Annotated in this window: 31 protein-coding genes; 1 reads left to right on the forward strand and 30 read right to left on the reverse strand. The window is 39.8% G+C overall.

The genetic code is table 11. The annotated features are described in order from the left end of the window. Positions 1-206 precede the first annotated feature (206 nt). Positions 207-1,184, forward strand: a complete 978-nt coding sequence (locus NFX39_RS02145) for an Abi family protein (protein ID WP_252442603.1) — start codon at positions 207-209, stop codon at positions 1,182-1,184. Between the two features lie 163 nt (positions 1,185-1,347). Here the strand turns inward: NFX39_RS02145 and NFX39_RS02150 are convergent, their stop codons facing one another. The 30 genes from NFX39_RS02150 to NFX39_RS02295 form a co-directional block, all read right to left on the reverse strand. After that, complete coding sequence (locus tag NFX39_RS02150; RefSeq protein WP_252442605.1) at positions 1,348-1,503, reverse strand: hypothetical protein; 156 nt, start codon at positions 1,501-1,503, stop codon at positions 1,348-1,350. 75 nt (positions 1,504-1,578) lie between these two features. Further along, a complete protein-coding gene (locus NFX39_RS02155; RefSeq protein WP_252442607.1) occupies positions 1,579-1,839 on the reverse strand; it encodes a hypothetical protein in 261 nt (86 codons plus the stop codon). A gap of 331 nt (positions 1,840-2,170) precedes the next feature. Beyond that, a complete protein-coding gene (locus tag NFX39_RS02160) occupies positions 2,171-2,341 on the reverse strand; it encodes a hypothetical protein (protein WP_252442609.1) in 171 nt (56 codons plus the stop codon). A gap of 492 nt (positions 2,342-2,833) precedes the next feature. Next, on the reverse strand, positions 2,834-3,862 hold the full coding sequence (locus NFX39_RS02165) for a hypothetical protein (protein ID WP_252442611.1): 1,029 nt from the start codon (positions 3,860-3,862) through the stop codon (positions 2,834-2,836). A gap of 3 nt (positions 3,863-3,865) precedes the next feature. Next, complete coding sequence (locus NFX39_RS02170; RefSeq protein WP_252442613.1) at positions 3,866-4,303, reverse strand: Panacea domain-containing protein; 438 nt, start codon at positions 4,301-4,303, stop codon at positions 3,866-3,868. Positions 4,304-4,396: 93 nt separating this feature from the next. Further along, positions 4,397-5,464, reverse strand: coding sequence for a GH25 family lysozyme (locus tag NFX39_RS02175; protein WP_252442615.1), 1,068 nt, complete (start codon positions 5,462-5,464; stop codon positions 4,397-4,399). Further along, positions 5,464-5,775, reverse strand: coding sequence for a phage holin, LLH family (locus tag NFX39_RS02180; protein ID WP_252442617.1), 312 nt, complete (start codon positions 5,773-5,775; stop codon positions 5,464-5,466). The genes NFX39_RS02175 and NFX39_RS02180 overlap by 1 nt, the downstream gene beginning before the upstream one ends. Before the next feature lie 29 nt (positions 5,776-5,804). Beyond that, entirely contained in the window at positions 5,805-6,056 is a 252-nt protein-coding gene (locus NFX39_RS02185; protein ID WP_252442619.1) for a hypothetical protein, read from the reverse strand. 3 nt (positions 6,057-6,059) lie between these two features. After that, the gene (locus NFX39_RS02190; protein WP_252442620.1) at positions 6,060-6,194 is read right to left on the reverse strand and encodes an XkdX family protein; all 135 of its coding nucleotides are present in this window, start codon (positions 6,192-6,194) and stop codon (positions 6,060-6,062) included. After that, positions 6,194-6,526, reverse strand: coding sequence for a hypothetical protein (locus NFX39_RS02195; RefSeq protein ID WP_252442621.1), 333 nt, complete (start codon positions 6,524-6,526; stop codon positions 6,194-6,196). The genes NFX39_RS02190 and NFX39_RS02195 overlap by 1 nt, the downstream gene beginning before the upstream one ends. Positions 6,527-6,534: 8 nt before the next feature. Next, positions 6,535-6,990 (reverse strand): hypothetical protein, encoded by a 456-nt coding sequence (locus NFX39_RS02200; RefSeq protein WP_252442622.1) that lies wholly within the window; start codon positions 6,988-6,990, stop codon positions 6,535-6,537. 10 nt (positions 6,991-7,000) lie between these two features. Then, positions 7,001-7,735, reverse strand: coding sequence for a hypothetical protein (locus tag NFX39_RS02205; RefSeq protein ID WP_252442623.1), 735 nt, complete (start codon positions 7,733-7,735; stop codon positions 7,001-7,003). Positions 7,736-7,737: 2 nt separating this feature from the next. Continuing rightward, complete coding sequence (locus NFX39_RS02210) at positions 7,738-9,657, reverse strand: phage tail spike protein (RefSeq protein WP_252442625.1); 1,920 nt, start codon at positions 9,655-9,657, stop codon at positions 7,738-7,740. Continuing rightward, complete coding sequence (locus NFX39_RS02215; protein ID WP_252442627.1) at positions 9,657-10,376, reverse strand: hypothetical protein; 720 nt, start codon at positions 10,374-10,376, stop codon at positions 9,657-9,659. The genes NFX39_RS02210 and NFX39_RS02215 overlap by 1 nt, the downstream gene beginning before the upstream one ends. Next, on the reverse strand, positions 10,373-12,643 hold the full coding sequence (locus NFX39_RS02220) for a phage tail protein (protein ID WP_252442629.1): 2,271 nt from the start codon (positions 12,641-12,643) through the stop codon (positions 10,373-10,375). Before NFX39_RS02220 ends, NFX39_RS02215 begins: the two co-directional genes overlap by 4 nt. Then, entirely contained in the window at positions 12,643-12,957 is a 315-nt protein-coding gene (locus NFX39_RS02225) for a hypothetical protein (RefSeq protein WP_252442631.1), read from the reverse strand. The genes NFX39_RS02220 and NFX39_RS02225 overlap by 1 nt, the downstream gene beginning before the upstream one ends. A gap of 35 nt (positions 12,958-12,992) precedes the next feature. Next, entirely contained in the window at positions 12,993-13,400 is a 408-nt protein-coding gene (locus tag NFX39_RS02230; protein ID WP_252442632.1) for a tail assembly chaperone, read from the reverse strand. Positions 13,401-13,468: 68 nt separating this feature from the next. Further along, positions 13,469-14,044 (reverse strand): phage major tail protein, TP901-1 family, encoded by a 576-nt coding sequence (locus NFX39_RS02235; protein WP_252442634.1) that lies wholly within the window; start codon positions 14,042-14,044, stop codon positions 13,469-13,471. 15 nt (positions 14,045-14,059) lie between these two features. Beyond that, positions 14,060-14,440: a hypothetical protein gene (locus tag NFX39_RS02240; protein WP_252442635.1), complete on the reverse strand. Its 381-nt coding sequence runs from the start codon at positions 14,438-14,440 to the stop codon at positions 14,060-14,062. Then, entirely contained in the window at positions 14,437-14,820 is a 384-nt protein-coding gene (locus NFX39_RS02245) for an HK97-gp10 family putative phage morphogenesis protein (protein WP_213792970.1), read from the reverse strand. The genes NFX39_RS02240 and NFX39_RS02245 overlap by 4 nt, the downstream gene beginning before the upstream one ends. A 263-nt stretch (positions 14,821-15,083) precedes the next feature. Beyond that, a complete protein-coding gene (locus NFX39_RS02250) occupies positions 15,084-15,413 on the reverse strand; it encodes a phage head-tail connector protein (RefSeq protein WP_248657293.1) in 330 nt (109 codons plus the stop codon). A gap of 11 nt (positions 15,414-15,424) precedes the next feature. Beyond that, on the reverse strand, positions 15,425-16,408 hold the full coding sequence (locus NFX39_RS02255; RefSeq protein ID WP_248657292.1) for a phage major capsid protein: 984 nt from the start codon (positions 16,406-16,408) through the stop codon (positions 15,425-15,427). A 13-nt stretch (positions 16,409-16,421) separates the two neighbouring features. Continuing rightward, complete coding sequence (locus tag NFX39_RS02260; protein ID WP_248657291.1) at positions 16,422-16,973, reverse strand: DUF4355 domain-containing protein; 552 nt, start codon at positions 16,971-16,973, stop codon at positions 16,422-16,424. Between the two features lie 191 nt (positions 16,974-17,164). Then, complete coding sequence (locus NFX39_RS02265) at positions 17,165-17,377, reverse strand: hypothetical protein (protein WP_248657290.1); 213 nt, start codon at positions 17,375-17,377, stop codon at positions 17,165-17,167. Further along, positions 17,367-18,704, reverse strand: coding sequence for a minor capsid protein (locus NFX39_RS02270; protein WP_248657289.1), 1,338 nt, complete (start codon positions 18,702-18,704; stop codon positions 17,367-17,369). The genes NFX39_RS02265 and NFX39_RS02270 overlap by 11 nt, the downstream gene beginning before the upstream one ends. Next, positions 18,685-20,190, reverse strand: coding sequence for a phage portal protein (locus NFX39_RS02275; RefSeq protein WP_252442637.1), 1,506 nt, complete (start codon positions 20,188-20,190; stop codon positions 18,685-18,687). The genes NFX39_RS02270 and NFX39_RS02275 overlap by 20 nt, the downstream gene beginning before the upstream one ends. Next, a complete protein-coding gene (locus tag NFX39_RS02280; protein WP_252442639.1) occupies positions 20,190-21,425 on the reverse strand; it encodes a PBSX family phage terminase large subunit in 1,236 nt (411 codons plus the stop codon). Before NFX39_RS02280 ends, NFX39_RS02275 begins: the two co-directional genes overlap by 1 nt. Continuing rightward, the gene (locus NFX39_RS02285) at positions 21,422-22,252 is read right to left on the reverse strand and encodes a terminase small subunit (protein WP_252442641.1); all 831 of its coding nucleotides are present in this window, start codon (positions 22,250-22,252) and stop codon (positions 21,422-21,424) included. Before NFX39_RS02285 ends, NFX39_RS02280 begins: the two co-directional genes overlap by 4 nt. Positions 22,253-22,415: 163 nt before the next feature. Next, a complete protein-coding gene (locus NFX39_RS02290; RefSeq protein WP_252442643.1) occupies positions 22,416-22,778 on the reverse strand; it encodes a hypothetical protein in 363 nt (120 codons plus the stop codon). Between the two features lie 219 nt (positions 22,779-22,997). Continuing rightward, complete coding sequence (locus NFX39_RS02295) at positions 22,998-23,192, reverse strand: hypothetical protein (protein WP_252442645.1); 195 nt, start codon at positions 23,190-23,192, stop codon at positions 22,998-23,000. Positions 23,193-23,194: the final 2 nt, after the last annotated feature.

The raw sequence follows: 23,194 nt of genomic DNA on the forward strand, positions 1-23,194 counted from the left end.
CTGCATTATTCCATTTTCGACAGTTAAAAATGACAGAATCCGTGCTAAACTGTCTGCAGAAACAGTCAGAAATCGAAACGTCCAATGTTTATTGACAAAATCGAATAGCAAAATTATACTTAAGTTAATCAATGAATAGGACATGTCGTCCAGCAAGAGGCTCTTAGGTTTATTCCTAAGAGCCTCTTGTCATTTGGAGGGATTTTATGAACCAAAAACCATTTCTTCCCCTCTCTCAGCAAATAACTTTATTGAAAACCAGAAATTTAACATTTGTAAATGAAGTTAAAGCTGCTGAAAGAATTACATCAGACGGTTATTATGAAATTATTAATGGATATCAGGAACCATTTCTTTCATCTACAGATTGCTTTATAGATGGAACGACTTTCGAGGAAATTTACGCGTTATATTTTACCGATTCACGAATTCGTATTGCAGTCATTGATTCCCTTATTAATTTCGAAAACTCCTTAAAGCAGTACCTTTCCTATCTTTTATCCGAAAGGCATACCGAATTATTTGAGAAATATATCAGTCCATCAGTTTTTAGAAGTGGAAAAAAGCTTAGTTCTCCAACATCTAAAAAAGGGCTATTTTATGATCGCGACTTACTTTTTAGTAAGTTCAAAATGATTAAAAATAGTCGTTTCGAACCTTTCAAAAACTATCGCACTAATCATGGAAATGTTCCACCTTGGATTTTATTAAAGGGAATTGATTTTGGGACATTGCGATTGGCTATAACAATTCTGAATCCTACCGATAAATTATTGCTTGCCAAACGTTTGCTTAAGAAAGAAATCGTTGATACTCATGATGACCAGGAATTGATTGAACTCTTTTCCTCTATTATTTTTCTAACCCATAAATTTCGAAACCGTGCGGCACACGGCGGTAGAATATACAATTATTTTACAAAGAAAAAAATTTCTTATAATAGTCGTTTATATAGTGACTCTTGCATCTCAAAAACATCAGTAAAAAACAACAAGCATCCAAACACAAGTTTGTTCGTTCTTTTTAATATGCTTTCCTATACAAATGCTGCTAACAGTTTCCTTTTACTAAAGTCTGGCATTCATGAAGCCTTACAAGCTTATAAACAAGATAATAAAAATCAAATTCCTTATCTCATGAAAGCTATGGGTTTTCCGGAAAATTATGATCTTGAGCAACTTTAATCGTTGACGCCTACCTTTTTCGTTATATAATAAGTCTAGCGATAGCTGTGGTATCCTTACGAGGACCACCGCGGGAAAAAGTCTTCGTTCATAAGAAATGAACGGAGGCTTTTTTCATTTTCATAAAAAAAGCAACCGCGCTTATCTGATTGCTTTCTTTTGACTATATTTCCGATAATTTTTTAAGTGCTCCACGAATTTCCTCGTTAGCAACAAGTTCTTCCACAACTCTTTTGAATTCTTTATCGGCGATTTTTTGCCACTCTTCGTCATGAACGGCAAAGATTCTCGGGTCCAAACCGACATGTTCATTTTCCATGTAATTTCTCCTTATCTATTGAAGTTGAATAACTAATATTAAGTATTAAAACAAATCCCAATGACCAAGAGCATGCTAATTTTCACTTTCATTATATGCATTTATTGTTTCAAAGTCCAAAATGACATTTTCCATAATAAATTTTTTCAGCTGACTTTGTGTCATTTTCCCTTCAGCAATTTTTACCGTCATTTTATAAAGAACGTTTTGATCAGGATTTACAAAACGTATGACATTTAATTTCAGAAAAACTAAACCTGATAGTATTGCCGTTCTTTTATTCCTCGCTTCTTTTAATAAACGATGTATTTCAAAGGGCAATGCAAATCTCTTCAAACTGGAAACCCACCTTCCTTTACACAGATTTATACGAAATCGCCAGTTAAAACAGCCTTTGAATTTATGGATTAATAATCAATAAAAAAGGAATCGACTATAATCATCGATTCCTTATGCTTTTTAATAAACACAACAAAAAAGTCCCAACCGCTTTTTGCAGTTGGGACTTTTTAAATGATGCCGACTAACGAACTTATAAACAGCTTTATATCAAAGATAAAACTAAAAAGTGTGATATTTCTGTGATATACATACAAAAAACCACCCAATTTTAGTAAAAAAATCGAGTGGTTTTTTAGAGGTCGCTACGGTAGTTACGACTGTCTCGTTATAACATATTGCGTCGTTCTTCAATCAATACCGCTAACTCGTCCAGGTCGTCAGCAGTTGCTAACTTCCTAATAAACGATCGTGAAGTTGATCGGTACTTCAAATACTTGCTGTGCTCTTTATTCTTATCCTGCCAGGCTTTATTTTTTTCAGTCTGTGTTAATGCCATTTAAATCACCAATGCAATTACTGCAATCACAAGCGCCAAAGCGCTAATTCCTAATGTAATGTAGTTGTATTTTGTTTTCTTGTTCATAATTTGTTAATATGAAGGTACACAAAACAGCCCTTGCGGGCTGACTGTTCATTTGAACAGGTTTGATATTAAGCTGATTAGTGCAGCGATTAAGTTGATTACAGCAACTTGTCGCATAATTCTTGCATTTGTCAGCTTTTTTCTTTTGTGCTTCTTCATATCTTTCCTCCTTTCTATACTTATTACAATACTACTGATAGTACCATTTGTCAACGTTTTTGCTTACTATTTTATGTTTGATTTTATTCCGTTTATGTTTGATTTTTCTTTGCTGAGTAAATCAACAAAACTTCAAACGCCTACTGCGCCAGTCGTTCTGTCTTTCCTTTTATAATCACAATTTAATGCTGACTTACTGCTGAATTTATGTTTGAACACAAAAAAGACCTGCAATTAAGCAGGTCTTCATATTGATAATGAATGAATTAATACCAGTAAACTCAGTATTAAAAATACCAATTCTAACTTTTCGATTATTCCAGTTCTTTTTTGTACTGCACCACATACTTCTTTGAAATGGTATGTTCTACCCCATCGTCCATAAAAGTTTGTCGCCAATCTACGAATTATAACACCATGTTTTAAAACTATTAGACAAACAATAAAATATGGAATCATTATAGTAAAGTAATTCAATTGAATTCCAAGAATAATTGACCAATGTTGTCCATACTTTGAACCAAAAATTATAATTCCAATTCCAATAGAAAGTACAATAAACAAATTTCTATATCGGATGTCTTCATTTGGCCTATTCATGTACATATATTGAAATTTATAACTATAACTAAATCGATTAGCTAACCTTTGTACACCATTCATTAACGTAAATGACAATAAGTATATGAGTATGGTTGCTATGCCCGACAACATAATAGAATTTCCGATTACAGATGGATCCGATCCGTACTTAATATTTGAAAAAAGATTATTTAATAAACCAACTCCTCCAAATAAAGTAAATGAAATCGTTATAAAAATACCAAGGACTGAAACAAATCCCGCATATACTCCACTAATTCTCTCATCTATTTTAGTTATATTTTGTTCTACTTTATTACCCGTGTCATCTAGACTTAGTTGTAATTTTTTTATTTTCTCATCTCCAAGCAAATACTCAACCTGAGTATGTGCTAATGAAATATGTTCATATATTTTAGCTAAAGGTTGATTATCAGCTGTGAGCTCACCCATTTCTGACAAATGGCTCCTAAGCTGTTCAATGAGGGCAACGACACCATGCTTGTTTACAGATTCTTGTTCATAAATTACTTTCGTAATTTTTGAATATGGAATAGGAATGTTTTTAAACTGGTCAACAATCTTCACCAAATTGCTTACCGGTAATTGACCAGAGGTGTCATCAACCAAACATTTATTGATTCCATCAATTAATTCTCTATTTAAATCGGGATTATCCTTTTTATCAACCATTTGTTATTCACCGGTTCTTACACTTCGAATTGAATATTCTACATCGCTTCGCCAACCAGAAATATATTTTTGGTTACGTTGCCAATATTCATCTTGATGAGACTTATTCACTAAATCAAAAGGCTTTTCCCTCAATAACTCACACAATTTATTTTCTAACTGGGCATCAACAAATAATTGGTTCACATCTGGAGCCTCAATTAATGGTTCAGCACCATAAATTTGATATTTATCATAAATGGATTCAATTACTGGTCCATAACGCCAAACCAAAAATTTCTCATCATACAATTGATTTACGAAGTTTTCATCATAAATTTTGTTTTGTAAAGCATACCTCAACCCAAAAAACATTACTTTTTGAAGTTGTAAATTAGAGATGGCAATACTATTTCTGTTTGCTACATCGATTATATAATCAGAAAATTCTTTCATATTCATATCCCATACTCCTTTTTCATGAATACTCCATCAGGTTATTAGATTATAACATACTGTTGTATAACTTTTTTATGTACGCCCCGAAGGGCTTTTTTATTCGTGTTCCCACAGTTTCTTAGCGTCAAACCAAATCAAGCCGTTACCATCGCCAAAGTCGACCGCAACTGCTCCGTGTTCGCCAACATTTGGTGCATACTTGGCAATTGTTCCACGTTGATATTCTGGCTTAAACTTCAAGGAATGCCCGTCTTCAAATGAGCGACCTTCCATATCGTCCAAGTCATCAAGCAGCTTGGTGTAGATACCATTGTGTAGCCAGTCAAAAGGGTCAGCACATAAGTCGTCAACTCGTGACTGATAAATACTATTAACAAATTGAGTTGTTGTGTTTCGGAACGAACCCTTAATCACCCAAATATCGCCTACTCGCTTGAAGTTGTCGATGTATGGCTTAGCCACTGTGCCAGTGCTATCATTCGCAACACTTGCCGATTGGACTCGAAACGTGGCTTGTTCCCGTGATTGACCAGCCCCCACGAGCTTATCCCATGTTCCTTCGTCGCCATAAAAGACAGAACGATCATATGGAACAGAGTCATACTGCCACATCGTCACGATGCTCCAGAACTTAAGCTTGTTGAAGTGGTTCTTATCGACCCAGTCCTGCAACTCTTGTGTGTATGGTCCGCCATCGTTCGTTGGATAATCAGCTACCCACAGTGGACGGTCTTTCATATCGTCCCATGAGTATCCGTTTTGAATGTCAGCGTAGCCGATATACAACCAAGTCGTCTTGCCAGTATTAGCGTCGATATAGTCGGCAATCGCCTTTGGCTCCTCGCCAGTCAACGTTGGGTACTGTTCACGGTTTGACATATTCTCAAAGTCAAGAATAAGCGCCACGCCTGCTTGAGTAGCCAAGTCGCCAATGTTATCCAAGAAGAATTGGGCTTGTGTCTGGTTATCTACACCGGCGTTAATGAAGTGGTACAAACCTAACTTCTTGCCGGCATTAAGAACCTTTTTGGCTTGTGTCTGCCAGTTGGGGTTTACATAGTAATTACCCTCTGTCACCTTAACAATCACAGCGTTGTTGTCATTTACAATGCCATCGATGTTATCGCCTTGGTGTGAGGCAACGTCTCCTACATATAACGTCATTACTTGACCTCCTTGTTTAATTCGTTAATGGCTTGATTGATATAAAACTTAATCTGTTCATCGGTAAAGTTCTTAGCCAAACCGTTCGCCTTAATTCGTGCCGTCAGCGTTGCAATTGCCTGCTCCTTGTTCTGGTCGCTAGAAACTTCTGTACCGGAAACATATGACACCGCTTGTCCTGCCCAGTCCATCGCCGTCTTAATATGGGCGTTGCGTGTGTGTGCCTTAATGTACTGTGACAAGCGAATCAAAGGAATTGAAAAAATACCGACGAACGCTCCTACCAAAATAATTGTATCTGTGAAATTCATTTGTTTCTCCTAACTAAAAAAACGACTAATTAAGCCGTCTTGTTTTGATATTCGATTACCTTGATTCTCGTTTCGTGATCATTCAAACGGTCGTCCATTTCCTCAATGGTCGTCTGCGTTTTTTCGTCACGTTTGTTCATCACGGCAATTTGTTCCTTTAAGCTATCAATCATCATCATCATTGGTTTCATACCCCAACGAATTGCCCAAGCAATACCTGCTGAAAGCGTACCGATAGCTCCAATGATTTCACACCATTGGTCAATTCCTAAATTCGGCAAATGCTACACCTCCTTTGTATATTCCTTACCTGTAATTTCGAAGTATTGTCCTTCCCTAATTTCGGAAGGGACAAACATTGCAACGTCTTTTTCAGTGAAATAACCAGCTTTGAACCAATCTTTCAATGCGTCAAACATTATTTAGCACCGCCTTCCGTTAATTGCTTTACAAGCGTTTCCAACTTCGTAATGCGTACGTTTTGCGCGGTCATTTGCGTCATCGTTGACTTGACAATTGTAGCCATACGTTCTTGAACTGGGTTACTATTATTTTGATTTAGAACTTCGTTAAAGTTTTTTAATTCTTCTTCGTCTGATTTCCAACATCCGTTTAATTCATCCCATTTTGCAAACATAACATTTGAAGGGTCGATAGCCGTTGAGTTTTCAGGTTGTTCCATTTGCTTAACTGCATGAAGATATCTTTTGCTCGTTTCATCAAAAATATAAAACCATTTTTCGTTATTCATGATTCCTCCTATTCTGGAAAGTCATCCTGCGTGATATAAGTTACGAACGAACTCACATATCCGGTATTAAAAGATTTTGAAACACCAACATTTCCATTATCAGCGATAAACAACATCCCAATATCCGTTGTTGAAACAGAACTAAATACAATAGATAAAGGTCGAAAACCAGGTTTAATCATTGGTTTTCCATAATTCATTGTTGCCCCACCAACAGTTGAAATGTTTCCAATATCTCCGTAGAAATTTAACGTAACAAGGTTTCCAACTCTTCGTAGTTTAATTTGGAACGTTCCTTCATTAGCATCTGATTCATAAACCTTCTGCCCAGGATTGACAATTAGTTCCCCCTTAACCGTCAGGTCGTTGACCGTCTGGTCACGGTTAGGGTCATCTAGTTCATCGAAGTTGTTGTTGATGACGTCGATACTCTCGTTCGACATACCTTTAAAAATATGCTTCATTTTTTCCTCCTTAGTTTAGGCGGAACTCGATTGTTCGAATCCCGTCAATTAAATAAAAGTCGTTCCCGTGACGTTCTAATTCCCCGTCTACCTTATAATCAAGCGGCAAGATAACCTTAACCGTGTTGGCGTCTAAGTGAATCACGTTTCGAATGACAGAAGCTCTATCTGTACCACCAAATAAGCCGTCTGGTTCAGTCCCAAATCCATTAGGAGCTGTACCGATAGCCCAATCGTAAGTGAAAACATCAACGGTAGGCATGTGTCCTAAATTGTGCTTGATGGTTACTTCGAATCCTTGGGGCACATACTTAGACAATAGGTTTTCGATATTTTCGAACCGCTTGTCTAATACGTCAAAGCTGCCGTATGTTTCACTGTTTCGCGCGTCGATAACCTCGCTATCCTGAGTCGCACCACTCAACACACCAGTGAAACGGCCCTCCAAATCTGTCTGCCGTTTTTCGACTTGCGACTGACGATCAGAGTTTTTATCAATCAGTTCCTTGTTGCTGTGCCATTTTGTGCTTAGCCACTCAACAAAAAGAGCCAATGCCTCTCGGACATCGACTCCCCATTGTTTTTCACGCAGCCATTTAGCTAACGTGCGGCTGTTCTTATCCACAACGCCATTATTAATGTCATTCGTGAACTCGTTTTCACTCGGAATGTGCGTTGGGTCACGGTAATCATCACCATTTCCGGCCTGCGGTGTCATATCCACGAAACCTTTATCGTTTGCCATTTCTACTCCTTTCTCAAATAACGCTCCTTAAAGCGGTTTGAATAATCTTTGTTCATATCAACATTGCCAGTGATACCACTGACTGACCCAGTACTTGTGTATTGCCATAAATCATAAGCATGGTCTGGTGGCGTTGCACGATAAGCCGGAATCATCACTGAACCTGCTCGGCCGACGTTGAGATTAAACGATCTGTACAAGTGGTTAGAGATATACAAGACAATCTTGTTATCAGCAACGCCCAAGCTATTCAACTTGTTCATGTAGGCTTCAACAATTCCTCGCATATCGTTGCCCGTGGTCTCTTCTACGTCAACCATATAGAAGCGAGGCGACTTGCCATTTCCTGCCTGCTGTGTTCTCGTATAAAGCGCCTGTGCCTCTTTTTCTGCACTAACAGTGTCATCAGCCGTCATGTACGAATAAACGGCATAATTAGCTCCTGTGCGTCCTAAGGCAGATATGTTTTGTTGATACTTTAAATCAGCACGATTGGCGCCATACTGAACGCGAACAATTGCCAAGGACAGTCCCGACTGAACCACCTTTGACCAGTCAATGTCTCCCTGGAACTCTGATACGTCAATGATGACTCCTTCGTGATACTGCGCTTCTTGTTGGCTTTCTAGTTCCTTCAATCGTTTTTGCAACTCGGCAATTTCCGCATCTTGTTCTGGAATACGATTCGTCGTTTCAACCAGCTCTTTGATACGGTTCTTCAAATCATTAGCCGTCTGTTGTGCATTCTGCCTTTGTTGTTCGGCATACTGCATGGCCGCCTGATAGTCGAGCTGATACTGCGACAAGGTTCGGTTCTTAGTGCCAATCGTTAAGGACATCTTGTGTGGTTGCGTAATATCTAACTTCTTAGCAACAACCTGCAAATCTTCAACCAATCCTAAAAACTGGTCATGGATGGGGTAAAAGTTGCCCATTTCAAAGGACTTGTAAGTCGGGTCTAAAAGCGAAATATCAACCACATCAACGGACCAAGTCAAGAGACCCACTCGTTGCTTTTGCAGGTATTCTTGCCCTTTCGTCTTCAAGATACTAGGCACCTTCACGTTGTTCCATTCGACCGCCTTTTGAATAATTCCAAATCGACTGACCAAAGCCGTATCATCTAAGTATCGAATCCCATTATTGACCGACTCAATCGTCGTTTTTGGTTGAGCAGCGGCCGTGTCATCACTGGACTGTTCCGTCTGCCCCTGTTCAAGCGGCGACCCAATTGGCACTAGTCGAGTGATAATGTCTCGGACATCATACTCACGCTTGGCACTCTTAAGGTTCTTACCCAACTTGATGGGTGTGTCGATATGTTCGCCAACACTGGCTAAATACTCCAACACTAATTGACCATTGCCATCACGATGCCAAATTAAAAAGCCGCCTAAGCGACTGACCAGCTTGTCTTTAATTGTGTCAAAAGTGTCTTGAGCATCATCCGTGTAACGATAGACATTGTCCGTACTATTAACGACGGTTACACGACCTAATTGGAAACGCTTGTAGGGCTCAACTTGCCGATTGTGCTCATCGACAATCATCTGCAAGAAGTCACGAATGCTCGTGTTTTGAACCTTGCGATAAACCTGCGTGCTATCGTGCAAATAGGCCAAACAGTCCTCGCACTGTAACGTTTGGGTGTGGCTACCACTAAACGCCCCGTCAATCTTTACCACGCGCCCGTCAAAGGCGACTTTCCCTGTGTTGGTATCAATCACCTTAACAAGGTTAGCAATGGCTTCTGACTGACGATAGAGGCTATTTTTCATTGTGATAGTAAATGAGGCGGTCGATACGCCGTTAAACTGCATATCCAATTCACCAGAAATGGCCTTATTGCCATAGTTACGTGGTTCATGAAGAACCTCGCCCACTTGGTCACTGGCGTTTTTATAAACAATTACTCGATACATTAGAGCAACACCTCACTTTGAATAACAAAACGAATCGTTGCCTTGCCCCTAATCGTCACATGGTTGTTGCCACGCTCCAGAGAAAATAGGTAGTCCTTCGCCTTCTCAGGGCTGAATTGGTACGACTGCCCATTCTTGATTACTTCAATGACATCACTCGTCACAACGGTTGGACTTAGGCTATTTTCGCCAATGTTCATCAAATCAAGTTCACGTTGCCCGTCAACTTCGTATGAAAACGGTTGAATGAAATCGTTATCGAAGTCAAAGCTATCCCAATCGTCATAGTTATCAACACTGCTATTATTTTTGATAGCAAACGGGTAGAGGTCAAAATCGATACTTAAAACTAACTTGTTGTTAGCTTGGTCATCATCAATTTTAACGTTCTTGGCTTTGCCAACCCAGTAATAACCCTTATCGTGACTGTCATAGAGGCGTTGGTCAAACGGCGCCATAATCATTCGCTTAACCTTGTTTTCTACGAGCTTTCGCTCCGAATAAGCAACGTTTGGCATCGTAAATTGATAAGTAATCGTTCGCTGGTCATAAAAGCGTTCACCAGTGATATTGGAGAAGTCCAAGATTCCGTTGGCATAACTTAAGTTTTCAGTGACCGTCTTTTCCGAAGGAGTGGGCGCGTCTCGCTCGACCAAATAAAAACCTTCTTCCTTAGAATCAAACTGACCAAATTCTATTTTTTCAACAATGTCAATCATAGTTGGTTGCGCCTCCTATCAGTCATAATGTCTCCCAGTGCGCCGTCATATCCATTGGCCGTTGCGCCAATCATTTGATTACCGTTAATAGTAATCACTTGGCCTTCGCGAATAGCCTTCACGACTTCTCGCAATAACCCATTGGTTGAGTTATTAGCCGTCAATTCAACTTGGTTAATACTTCGGTTTGTCTGACTTGTATCAGCACTTAGCTGTCCGCTAAACTCGCTTTCAAGATTATCAGCCATACCTGAAAGATTAGATTTAACAGTTTTGTAGCCATTCATAATACCGTTGTTCAACCCATCCATAATGGCATTACCTGCCGGGGTTAGCAAAACCTTATCGTATGAATAAGGCCCCTTCAATTTAGGGATGGCGTCGGTGATATCTTTAAAAATTTTCTTTCCCTTTTCCCAGGTTTCCTTCACTCCTTTGACAAAACCATCAATAATTGCCTTACCTGCTCGGAACAAATCAATATCCATAGCTTCACTGATAGTCTTTCGAACACCATTAAAGATAGACCTTGCAATATCTGAAAATCCACTAATAGCATTATTAAACTGACTTACAATCCAATTTCCAATTTGGCCAACAATTTGTCCAATAGCATTTAGACTATTAGAAAAAATCGATGTTACACCATCCCAAATTGCTCCAGCAATGTTTGAGATAGCCTCCATCGCTCCGGACCAATCGCCGGTTATAAGGCTCGTGGCTAGCTTGATGAGGTTAGCAACCACATTAATTGCTATTGAGATAATCGCCGTAATATTGTTCCATGCCGTTGAGATTACGATAACAATGATATTCCAAACCGTTTTTATCGTAATCATGATTGAATTAAAAGCCGTTGTAATAATGTTCCAAATAACACTAATCCACATACCAATCTCAGAAGCAATGACTTCCAACACTGGCAAAACTACTTCTTTTAGAGCGTTCATCGCTTCGTTAAAAATTGGAGCTAAAGCACTTAGAGAGTTTTTTAAGAATTCTACAAAGTCTGCCCACAATTGCTTTCCTATTTTTGTCTGGGTAAAGAACCAAACTAGGGCACCAACAAGGGCTACGACTGCTAACACAATTGCTCCGATAGGGTTAGCCCCAGTAGCAACATTAAAAGCAAACATGGCCGCTTTAGCTGCGCCTATTGAAGCACGAACGTTATTAAATGCAAATACAATTAGTTGGATTTCTTTAACAATACTTGATATTACGGCGGTTGCTTTCATCGTTATCATGAATGCTTTAAAAGCAATTGTAGCTGACAATATTCCGGCTACTAAAGGACCTAGCCAATCTTTGTTGTTTTCAACAAAACTGAACAAACCGCTTAGCATGGATACAACTTCAGGAATAGCTGAACCTATAAATGTATTAATCTTAGCAGAGGCTGACTTGATAGTAGTTGTCACTTGATCCAATAGTCCTGCAATTCCTCGGTTAATACCTGCAGACTTAAGCCCATTATCAACGGATGTCAGAGAATCTGTAATCCCTTTGACAATGGCGTTCTTCATGTTGGCGAATGACGTGTTAATTCCACCAGTTGCGGTTCGAGCGGTTGTTGCGAAGCCGTTTAATCCTCCATCAAGCTGCATAAATCGGTCATTTAGTTGAGACATTGTTATGTCTCCACTTTGCAATTTGGCATACAAGTCTTTTTGAGCAGAATCCCCGGTTAAACCAAAGGACTTTGCCACTTCGTTTAAGGCATAAGGCATTGTTTCTTGAAGCGTTTTCCAAGATTGCATATCAACCTTACCAGCAGCCAACATTTGGCTGTATTGCTGAACACCACGGCTTGCATCGGCCGCGCTTGCACCAGAAGCCAAGAAAGCATCGTTAAGAGCGTTAGCGGTATCTGCACCTTTTTTGGCAGAACCGGTCAATATAGCAAAGCTTTGTGCGTTTTTAGTGATGTCTTGTAAAGCAGTTGGAAGACCTTCAATTCCGCTCTTCAAAACATTAATAGCCTGATTTGTGTCATCAGTGCTGTAGCCCATTTGCTTCATCACTTTTGGGTATTGATTCAACGTATCAAAACGGGCAACCGCACTACCTACGCTATCTTTAACGGTATCTAGTCCTTTACTAACAACAGTAAAAACACCAGCTCCTTTGGCGATGCCAGCTAAACTATCCGTCAGCTTTTTAGGTTCTTGAGCGGTATCGTGCATATTCCGCTTAATCTTATCAAGCGGACCGGAAAACATATCCTTTAAGCTAAAAACAGCATTAATGCTGTAATTATCTGCCATTAATTACCTCCTTTCCTCAATTCTTTTAACGCTTCTTCACGAGCTTTTTTGGCTCGCTCGGACAATTCTTTTAGATGATTGACCTTCACTTCATCTTGCGCAATTTCGCCCGTAATTTGCTTGCGCATTTTTTTGAAGTCGTACATTTGCGAAGGTTCCTTAATAACATATTTACCTTGCTCATCTGCGCCCTGAACCATGCGATTCTCAAAAGCAAAGTTTGTCATTAACTCTTTCTTGTCAATCGAGTGCAAATCATGGGCCTGCTCCCTTAGATGAAGCTCCTCCATAGTCATCATTTCAATTTGTTCCATGCTGGCACTAGGCCATACATAGAATGCTCGACGAATTAAGCTGGAGTATTTGAGTTTGCCGTCAGGCTTCCGTCCTTCATTGCTTCTTCCATCTTCTTGTCCATGTTGTCGAACGTTTCCTTGATTGGATTGATAATCTTTGACACCGTCGTCTTGGTTAATGGACTGGTTACTAATAAATTTTCAACGGCTTCAAATGCCTCGTCCAAATCGTCCGCATTTTCAACGTCCGCTTGAACATCTGCTTCGCTTTTACCTGACATTGCAGACAATGCTTTTGTAAGAGCGAAGGCGTCCCCACCTACAATTCCCATGACGATGTTTCCCATCGCTTCGATATTGTTTTCAAAATCGTTCTTCACAATTCCAAAAGCAGACAAGAACTTAAATGTAACCTTCAAGTCGTATTGGTTTCCGTTAATAGTAATCGTTGTTTGTGCCATAATTAATTCCTTTCATAATCAGCCGCCCTTTCCAGTACTGTGTATTTACTCGGCGACGTTTAGTTAATTTACTTAGATGGTGTAGCGGATGAAGATTGTGTACCCTTTTTCTCCGTACCATAATCTGGTGCTTCATCAATTGGGGTAACTTCTGTTGGGTTCTTCACTGTGTCACGGAAGAAGTTTTTAACAGTAGCAACGTCTACGGCAGATACCGTTGCAAGACCCTTAACCAATTCACCAGAAATGGTCAAAGTGGTCTTGATCGTGGTGTTGCTATCAACTTCGGCTGGAACTTCCCAATCAGACAAGTACCCGACACCATATTGCGCCACATACTTGCCATTTTGTGGATCTTGAGAAAAGTCAATTTCCCATACTTCAACTTCCAGGCCCTTCTTTTGGGCATAAGCCAAAACTTGATTTGTCAAATCATCCGAAGCAATGGCCTCAATGTCGATAGTCGTTTCCAACGTTCCAGCAGAAACGATGTTGCCATCCTTAGTTGGCGTTGAATCATTTTTGCGACTATTCTTAATTGAATGAGTCGTTTGCAAGGCCAATCGTGTTGCACTCGCCTTATCCTTATCCTGGAACAAGCGGAACATCAAGACCTTGTCCTTACCCTTAAGTGGTGTATTCATTCTTGTATCTCCTTCTTATAAATACTGAATATCAAGTTCCAAAACCCCGTGCCACAACGGGATATCCGTTGATTGATCAGCAATCATTTGCTGACTGGTGTTGGTCACTTGATATTTGAAGTTATCTGTATGTTGATAATTGATAACTGTGGCTTGTAAATCATCCATGATATCTAGCACTTCAGAACGGTGATTGAACTCCGCATACACATCGATTTGAATATGTGTTGTCCCTAACATCCGCCCTTTAGTTTGAATATCTGTGTTTTGCTGATTACCGACAAAAACAAAAGGATATGACTGGTTTTCATCCGGCAAATAGTCGAATGTGTCATATCCTTGTTTTTTTGACAGTTCAATTACTGTCTGAAATATTTCGTTGTACGGGTTGCTCATTTTGCCAACCTCTTTAGCTTTGAAATAAAGCTACTTCTTTCTTTGATGAACGGCGTGCCAAGATACTTACGGGCCGTTTGATAACGTGTTCCATATTCCTGATAAGCTGCGTAATCAGTATTGAATGAAACCATGCCAGTGTAGTCAGTAATTGTTACTTTTTGGCTGCGCTTTAATGTTCCACCTACATATCCTTTTGGCTTCTTTGACTTAACAGAGTAGCGCTGGCCATATCCAACAGGAACAAGTTCCAAACTCTTTCTTGCAACATTGACTGTTGACTCTTTGACAGCTTCTTTGGCTTCTTTCATCTTGCCAACTTCATCAATTCGCTTAATCAAATCATCAAAACCATCAAATTTTACTTCAAAGTCTGCCACGATATTCTACCCCGTAAATAGTTGAAGCACGATCAGTATAGGTACTGTTCTCAATCTTAAAATTATCGCCATCAATTACCATGTACCCTGACCGCACATTCACCTTGTTTTGGAATCGAACCGCAATCCGTCCCTGCTTAACCGAACCAAACACTAGATTCTGGGCTTTAACTCCCATACTCGTCACGTTGACTGGGTATACTTCCTGTTGCTTGACTAACTTGTCGTCAACGAACTGCAATCGCTTGTTATACCGCATATAATCACCACATGATAATCTTTCCACGGTTCTGCTCGGCCATATATCGAGAGATTGTTGATGAATACTCATCAAAGTCACTGCTTGGATAGCTGATTGACTCTCCCTCTTGTGAATACGAAGAATAGCCCTCATTACCCAACCGATTAAATCGAGCCAAAACAACATGCTGAATAATCGGTTCGAGCTTCTTAGGGACTGAGTCTTCATCAACTAACATGGCCAATTGGTCGCAAGTCATTACTTCTAGCGTTTTGATCACATCATCTTGTAAATTGTCCTTAATGCCCGCCAATGTCTTGACTGTATCAAGGACACTTGGCTTATCAGTCATTTAAGGCCTCCTTACTTTGATTCAGTAGCTGGCTTTGCCTTAGTGTTAGCCTTTGCGTTCTTGTCATTAGAGTCTGTTCCTTCTCCAGGAACGGCACCAAGAACATCATCACCAGTGGTTACGTTCAGAGTTGCAAACGCATCCTGACGTACTGGCAATACGGCAACGTCCATTGTCACCTTCATGGCTACCATGTCTTGTTCGTACAAATTGATTGGAGTACCATCAGCGTTCGTCAATGTTGACAATTGAGCTGACTTGTCCAGTTCAACTTCCAAATTACCTGGCAATCCGTAGTACAAGTAATCAAAGTTACCAAATACCAAGTCGCCCTTGTTCAATACGCCTTGTTGCGTATCAACAACAGGCATTCCGTCCAATGTCTTTGCTGCTGAATCATACAACTTGTCTGGATACAAACCAGCATCCTTTTGAATAGATGTACGCAAGGCTGGGTTATTCGTCAAAGTTGACAGGAAGGCGTTACCTTGTAATCCCTTGTCATAGAGCTTGTTTTCCAAAGCCAAAATGTTGTCATAGTTGATATCGCCAGTCAACACTGCCCCATTCGTCTTAGCAGCGTTAGCCAAAGAATCAGCGTAAGGGGTGTTAATTCCCTTGATGACAGCCAAGTCAATTGCCTTGTCCATTTGTTCAACAATCAATGGTGTTACTTCTGAGAAGAAGTTAGAGTAGGAATAGTTCAAGAATTCCTTAGACACAGGAATAATGACGGCCAACTTCTTTGCTTCCAACTTTGCTTGCAAGAATGTAGGCTTGGAAGTGGCAATGCGTTGTGTTTCACCAGTCCAGTAAGCACCGCCCACTCCAGTCATGAACGAGAACTTCTTCGTCTTTTGGCCCTGCATTTCAACGTTCTTAGCGACTTGCAAGATAGCTGATTGACCCATGATTCGGTCAATAATAGTTGTGGCCACGTCTGATGGAACAGATTGAGTGGTCATCACGTTGTTCGGGTTAAATTGTTGTACCATGTTTTATTCTCCTTTATTTAATTACACGGTTTTTTTGTGCCAATTCAGCAATTGAAACAGCACCACTTAGCTTGGTAGATGAAGCGTTAGGCGTCTTTTGCTTGGACAGCTCATCAACTCGCTTGTTGACAGAATCAGCAATCACCTTCTTGAGATAGTTGATGTTATTGTTCGTTGTCTCCACGTCATCGCTTAGAATCAACGACACCAATTCGTCTTCATTAGGTAGGCCAGCTTCAGCCAATGTAGACTTGGCTTGAATTGAATATTCGAGTCGCTTCAATTCCTGCTCACGCTTTGATAATTCCTTATCTCGGTCAGCTTGTTCTGCCTTAATTCGATCAGCTTCTGTCATGCGGGCCAGCTTCTTAGCCTTGTCTTCACGTTCCTTGGCTTCTTCTTCCCACTTACTACGGGCCGTTTCAATTGCCTTTGAAACTTTCTTGTCCATAAAGCTATCGAGTTCAGATTGAGATTCAAAGCTAATGCCGTTTTTCTTGGTTTCAGCTTGTTTATCTTCGTTCTGCTCTTCTACAACTTCGGTTTGTGAATCTTTGTTTTCCATTTCTTACTCCTCCCATACACACCTAATCGACAGCAAAATAAAAAGACCCATACACGACTCACAGAGCCCCATACACGTCTTTAAATTCTTATTGCTATCAAATACTAGTCCGTACACGATAATTGTTATTCGAACAGTTTTAGGACATATTCAGGTCACAAAAAAAGCACTCACAAATGTGAATGCTTAGTTTAGTCAATTACAGTCATTGACTTTATCTCACTTTCAGAAGCGGAATATCGTTGACCATTGTCTCCCAGAATGTCATATTCAACTTCACCGCTTTCAGTATCTAATGGGTTGTTTTGAGTAGTTAATGTTCCGTAAACTACATCTCCTTCAGTAGAAACTGCCTTAATTCTTTTTCCTAAAAAATCATATTTAACTTTAAAATTATTTTTCATTTGTATCTCTCCACGGGACAATATGCAATCTATCTTTTGAATAATGAATCTTGATACCATCAATATCAAAAGAACCTTGTTTACTAATCACTTCACCCTTTAAATTGGGAATGTTTATTGTTTCAGTATTTTTTAAATTACCAGAAAAAGTAGTTTGTCGTTTACCAGTGCCTGCATACTTATCCAACAACTTTTGAACATCCACATCATCCGCAAAATAACTTTTCCCTTTTTGACGCGTGCTCTCAATATGAGGCGCCTGCTTTTCATTATTGATTTTACTCGTCCACTCGCCGCTAAGCAACTTGTTAATTGTATCCTGAGTACCAGTGTCACTGTTTTTGTAATCAATTTTGCGAAGACGTTCTATTAATTTCCCTGAGCTATTAATAACATGAATTTTTTCATCTTTCGTATTCTCCGTAGCTGGCATAATTGAGCACATACAATTCGGATGAAAAGGGTACATGTTCGTACCAACTTCTGCTTTTGATAGTTTATATGGTCCAGACCTCGCAATGCTAATACACGTTTGGCAAGCTCTTCGTTCATACACAATGTCGTACATGTCAATTCCTGACTGCTTGTAAGAATCACGCTGAACGTCACCTTGAACTCTGGCTGTTTCTGTGATTAACAAACGTCCCGCTTGTGATGGCTGAACGTTGAATACATCTCGAAAATCCTTGTTGAATTGATTAGGGTTCTTACCCTGCAAGATAACCTTATTCAACGTCTCGCTTAGCTTGTTCTTAAGCTGTTCTGTGTTTTTCCATATGTTTGTACTAAACGTATAAGAGCCTTCACCAGCGAGCGAATAAGCGGTATTAACGAGTTGAGACGCAGATTCCATGGTGTAAGCAACACTTTGTCCAAGTATCGTTGACTGTCGCTTGTATTCATCAATAGCTTGCTGCGTTAAATAGTCTTCTGTACTATTTGTTATTCGACCATTTAATCTATCAATTTCAAGCTCCATTTCAAGTTGTAATAACTTGAGCCGACTAACACGGATTTTAAGATTGTACATTTTCAAATCAGCATTAGCGTTGTCAGAAAAGTCCTTATCAGCAACATATTTCTTCACTTTATCAACGAATCGAGTCACATCGGTCTTATCTGCCAACTTCATCGCTTCATCCATCGTCATTCCTTGACCTTTGGCGTATCGAATGAAATTGCGGTTAATATCGTCAGTAATATCATTAAGTGCTTGGTCATATAGCTTGTTCAGCACTTTTAGCTGCTCACCAGACGACTTCTTGATGTCGTCAGCATGATCTAACTCACGTTGCACCCAATATGATTTACTCTGCTTGTCCGCCATCTACTTCATCTCCTTTGTCGGAGTCAAACTTGATATTATCCATTGGCTCTGACTGATCAAGTCCTTCTTCACGTTCAATGGCTAAGTTGTTTTCTTCGGTAGTAGCATCCGTGAAGTGGGTCTGGTCATACATTGTTTTACGAGATAGTGGAATACCAGCATTTGTAAGCATTTGAACCTCTTCGCTTACTGCATATGGCAAGTTCGGTGTAAACGTGACATTGACTGGCATATAGTTAGACAATCCACCCTTCAAATTAGAAGTTAATGTGCCTAACAATTCATACCGCCGACCAAGTGACCGTTTGAAAGAATTCATCGTCTGGGCAATCGCCTGCTCAAAACCAAAAATCTTATAGCGCATTGCAACGCCACTAGCATTGCCACCAAATGATTCATCAGCCAGATTGGGCACGTTGGACATCATGAAGATATCCTTGAACAAACGTTGCTGATAGTTCTCACTAGCCGTGGAATTAAATTCTGGATTGATGTACTTGGCGTCAATGCTTGTGCTGTTACCCTCTCTGTCAGTTCCCGACTGCAATGCCAGAACACCATACTGCTTAATATTGTTGATGAGCTGGCTTACACCATCCTTACCATTGGGAGCTTGGAAATCTCCGCTAATGACCAGCAACGAATTAACCACGTCAGTCATATAGTTGGACGTGTCTGAATTAACCGCATCATAAGCATCAATCAGACTAATCACATCTTCATACCAACCTGTGCGGTAACGATTGCTTGAATACTCGATAATTGGCACTTGGTTGTAGAAGTGAGGCGTGCTGTCTGTTTCCTTCAACGAACCAACAGCCTGTGTAATGTTAGCGAACGTGATAATCTCATTAGCTGTGTACAAGCTAACACTGTACTGTGTCTGGTTATTGTCCAGCGTATCAATTTCAACAATTCGAACCGCAGCTAATGGATTACGCTCAATCGTGTTGTCATAGATAACGAATGTTTCGAATACATTAGATAACTTAACGTTGTTGTTCGAGTTTTCATCACGATATTGCAATTCATATGCTCGCCCATATTTGGCCACGTCATACATCAGCTCATTATCAAGTGTCGCTACATCGTTGTATTGATTGAACGTATCGATTAATTCCTGTTCGCTGTCATCTCCAACGGTGTACTTAACTGGTACAGAGGTCGTATAACCAGCAACAAACTGGGCAATAATCTTGCCAAAGTTGTGTGCCCTACGGTAATCAGCTTTATTTTCTTCCTGGCGCTTAGGGCGGCTATAAATTGTTGAATTAAGTCCTTTTGAGTACTCGTCTAGTACTTGCAACCGTGGGACTTGGTGATCTAAAAAATGCTTGATAATTTTACCAAGCATCAGATAGTTATTATTAGTTAGGTCGTCTAATGAACTGACCAGATAATTGATATTACTTGCCGTATCAAACGGGAATGACTCACCGTTCATAATCGACTTAATGTCCCTTTCAAAATTATTAACTACTGCCATTACATATATCCTTTCAGCTTAGCCAAGTCAGCAATGTCCATTGTGTTCTGCTCCATGGCCAGCTTGTCGTTATAAATCACATAGCGAATGGCATCCATCAAGTGGTCATTCTCCTTCACTACATCGCCGTTCTTACCCCACACATAGCGGTATATTTCACTCCTAAATGTCGGGCAGTCGTCATAGACTACGTTGAACTTATTGTTGTGAATTTTGTCAGCAACCGCTTCAATACCATTCGCTACATTCTTGTTTGCCTTAAACGCCCTGATACCATTCTGCTTCAGGTCATAGATATGCTCTGGGTTGGCCGTATCACAATAGAAGATAATATCGCCAAAGCGTTCTTGAATATCTTTAGCAACGTTGATCCAATGGTCAATCGGCTTCTTGTTGTCAACATGCTCTTCCATCAACGTATATTTGCCATCTTTAAATCCAATCACAGCAAACGCTGTCGGGTGATTGAATCCCCAATCGACACCAACCATAAATCGTTCATAGCTTTGTTCGAACGCATTATTACGAGTGACAGTCATGGTGTCTTTGTTAAATTCAGGATAGACAGCACCTTCCCCGCTGACCCATAGGCCTTTAATGTTGCGGTCATAAAGCATGCCAGTTGGAACAGTTGCCTTGTAGTTTTTCTTGTAACCTTCGTCCAACATCTCGTTGTCGTCGAACTCGAAGTGATAAGCCCGGATACCATCCTCACCTGACTTTTCGATGTAGTCCTTAAGTAACCAATGTTCAGGATTGTCCGGGTTAGTGTCGCAAATAACAACCGCACCTTTACCGGAGCAACGAGAACGGATTTCATCAAACACAAGACGATTGCAAAGGCTCGCCTCGTTAATGTAAGCCCCAAATGCTGTCATTCCACGAATACGACCAATGCCGGAGATTGAACCAGTGGAAGTCTGAACAATACGAACACCCATCAATTCAAACTCGTTGTACTTGTTCATTTGAATTTTAATACCCATATTCTGTAATTCGGCAATAATATTACGTTTAATGTTGGACATCGTATATCCTGCAATAATGTACTGCGGGTTAGCTACGCCAACTTCGTCAGCGTTCTTCTTAGCATTAGCCACCATCATGAGGAAAAGTAAGTTGTTTAAGAACGTTTTTCCACTTCGCTTAGCTCCGTACAAGACGATCAAACTCAAATCCTCTAAATTACGGTTTACTTCGGCAATCACTTGATGTTGTTTAGCTGATAGTTTCATTTAACATCTCCTAAACCGTCAACCAAGGTGTGCAACATGTCATTTTGGTTATCGCCTCCACCCTGCAGTTCCTTAGCCTTAGCTTCAAACAAGTCTGCTTCTGCCTTATCCTTGCGTTGTTTGTTTGTTTCAATAGCTATTTCTCCGCTATCTCGCAAATACTCTAGAAGTTCCTTGCGAGCCTTGTTTCGGTCGTGCAATTCTACAATTGGGCCATCTTTACCAACGGTAATCTTCTTAATAGCCTTGGTATCTACCTTTGACTTATCTTTTAAAGCAACCCAAGACTTGTGTCCTGTTAGCTCTTTTCCGGTCGCTTCATCTGTATATTGAAACTCATCAGAACCCCAATCGGCATACGATCCAATATCAGCCTTGGCCTCTTTGGCCATATCATCAACCAACGAAAAAACGTCTATGCCAAGCTCTTTTAATCGAGCCTGACGCAGACGTTTAATTTCTTTTTTTATCTTAGGGTTTCTTAGGGTCACAGAACCTTGAACCATGGCAGTATTGTACGTTACATCATAAGCATTGATGTATGCCTGTGTCGCATTCGAAAGTCTGACAAACTCCATAACAAAGGCTTTTTGCTTGTCATTAAGGTCGCTATTCTCTAGCTCTTGAATGGCAGGATGTAACTCTTTTTCAAGTGTGACCTTTTTTGTGACCTTGTGACCTTTTTTGTGACCATCTGTGACGTTTTGTGACCAATAACGTGACTTCCACATCTTGACCGTTGAAACAGACACACCATGCTTATCTGCAATCTCCTTATACTTCATACCAGCTAAGTAGTCTTGCTTAGCTTCATCACGTTTTGTCATGTCATCGCCACTCCTCCTTTCATCTTGATATATGTACTAAAAAAGACAGCCTAAGCTGTCTAAATCATTTTTTTAACCATTTATAAACTTTATAAAATAAATAAAAAACAGGCACAGCAACAAGTATCATGCCTATTGCATATTGTGTAATAATATCATTCATTTAGACTTCACTTTCTAAACGTCTTTTTATCTCTTTTTCTGCAGTTAACAAAGCTTCTTTTTGCTGATCATAATCATTATATTTCACTTTTAATAGATCGATTGCATCAATTTTTTCACCAGTGAAATCGATTTTTAGATTTTCAACAATTAATGCAACATATACAAGCTGGCTAACATCATCGGTAATTTCATCCCCATTTTTATAAACTGATTGCAAAAATATTCCAATTAATTTAATCGTCTTTCCAGATGAATAGGTCAATGTCTGATTTAATAAATTCTGCAAATCTCTTGGCTTTTGCATAACAGAATGGTCAACATCATTAATGATTTTAACCCACTCACGCAATACTTCTTGCATATTCTTACCATTACTTTGACGAAAATAATTATCAATTTGCAGTTGTTTGCTACTATAAAAGGACCGCTCGTCACTTACTTTTTCGATACTGCCGATGGTATCTGTTTAATTGTTACCACAGCAAATATTAAAATTAACATACCCACAATTTGTAATATAGTATAAAGAATCGACATAGCATACTCTCCTAAAAATATTATTCAGGAACTAATATACCATTTATAACCAACTCATGTGCTTTGCATACATGCTACTGTTCTTCAACTCATCACGCATTGCTGCATGTCGTCTTTTTCTGTCTTCCATACTGCGGTCGCTCTTCTTAATCTCACGCTGGTTAACTTCCGTTGACTGTATCTTCCGAACGACTTCCTTAGGCAGATACTGTGCTGCCACTTCACTACTGACTTCCATAG

Source organism: Fructobacillus apis (assembly GCF_023893635.1).
Lineage (GTDB): Bacteria > Bacillota > Bacilli > Lactobacillales > Lactobacillaceae > Fructobacillus > Fructobacillus apis.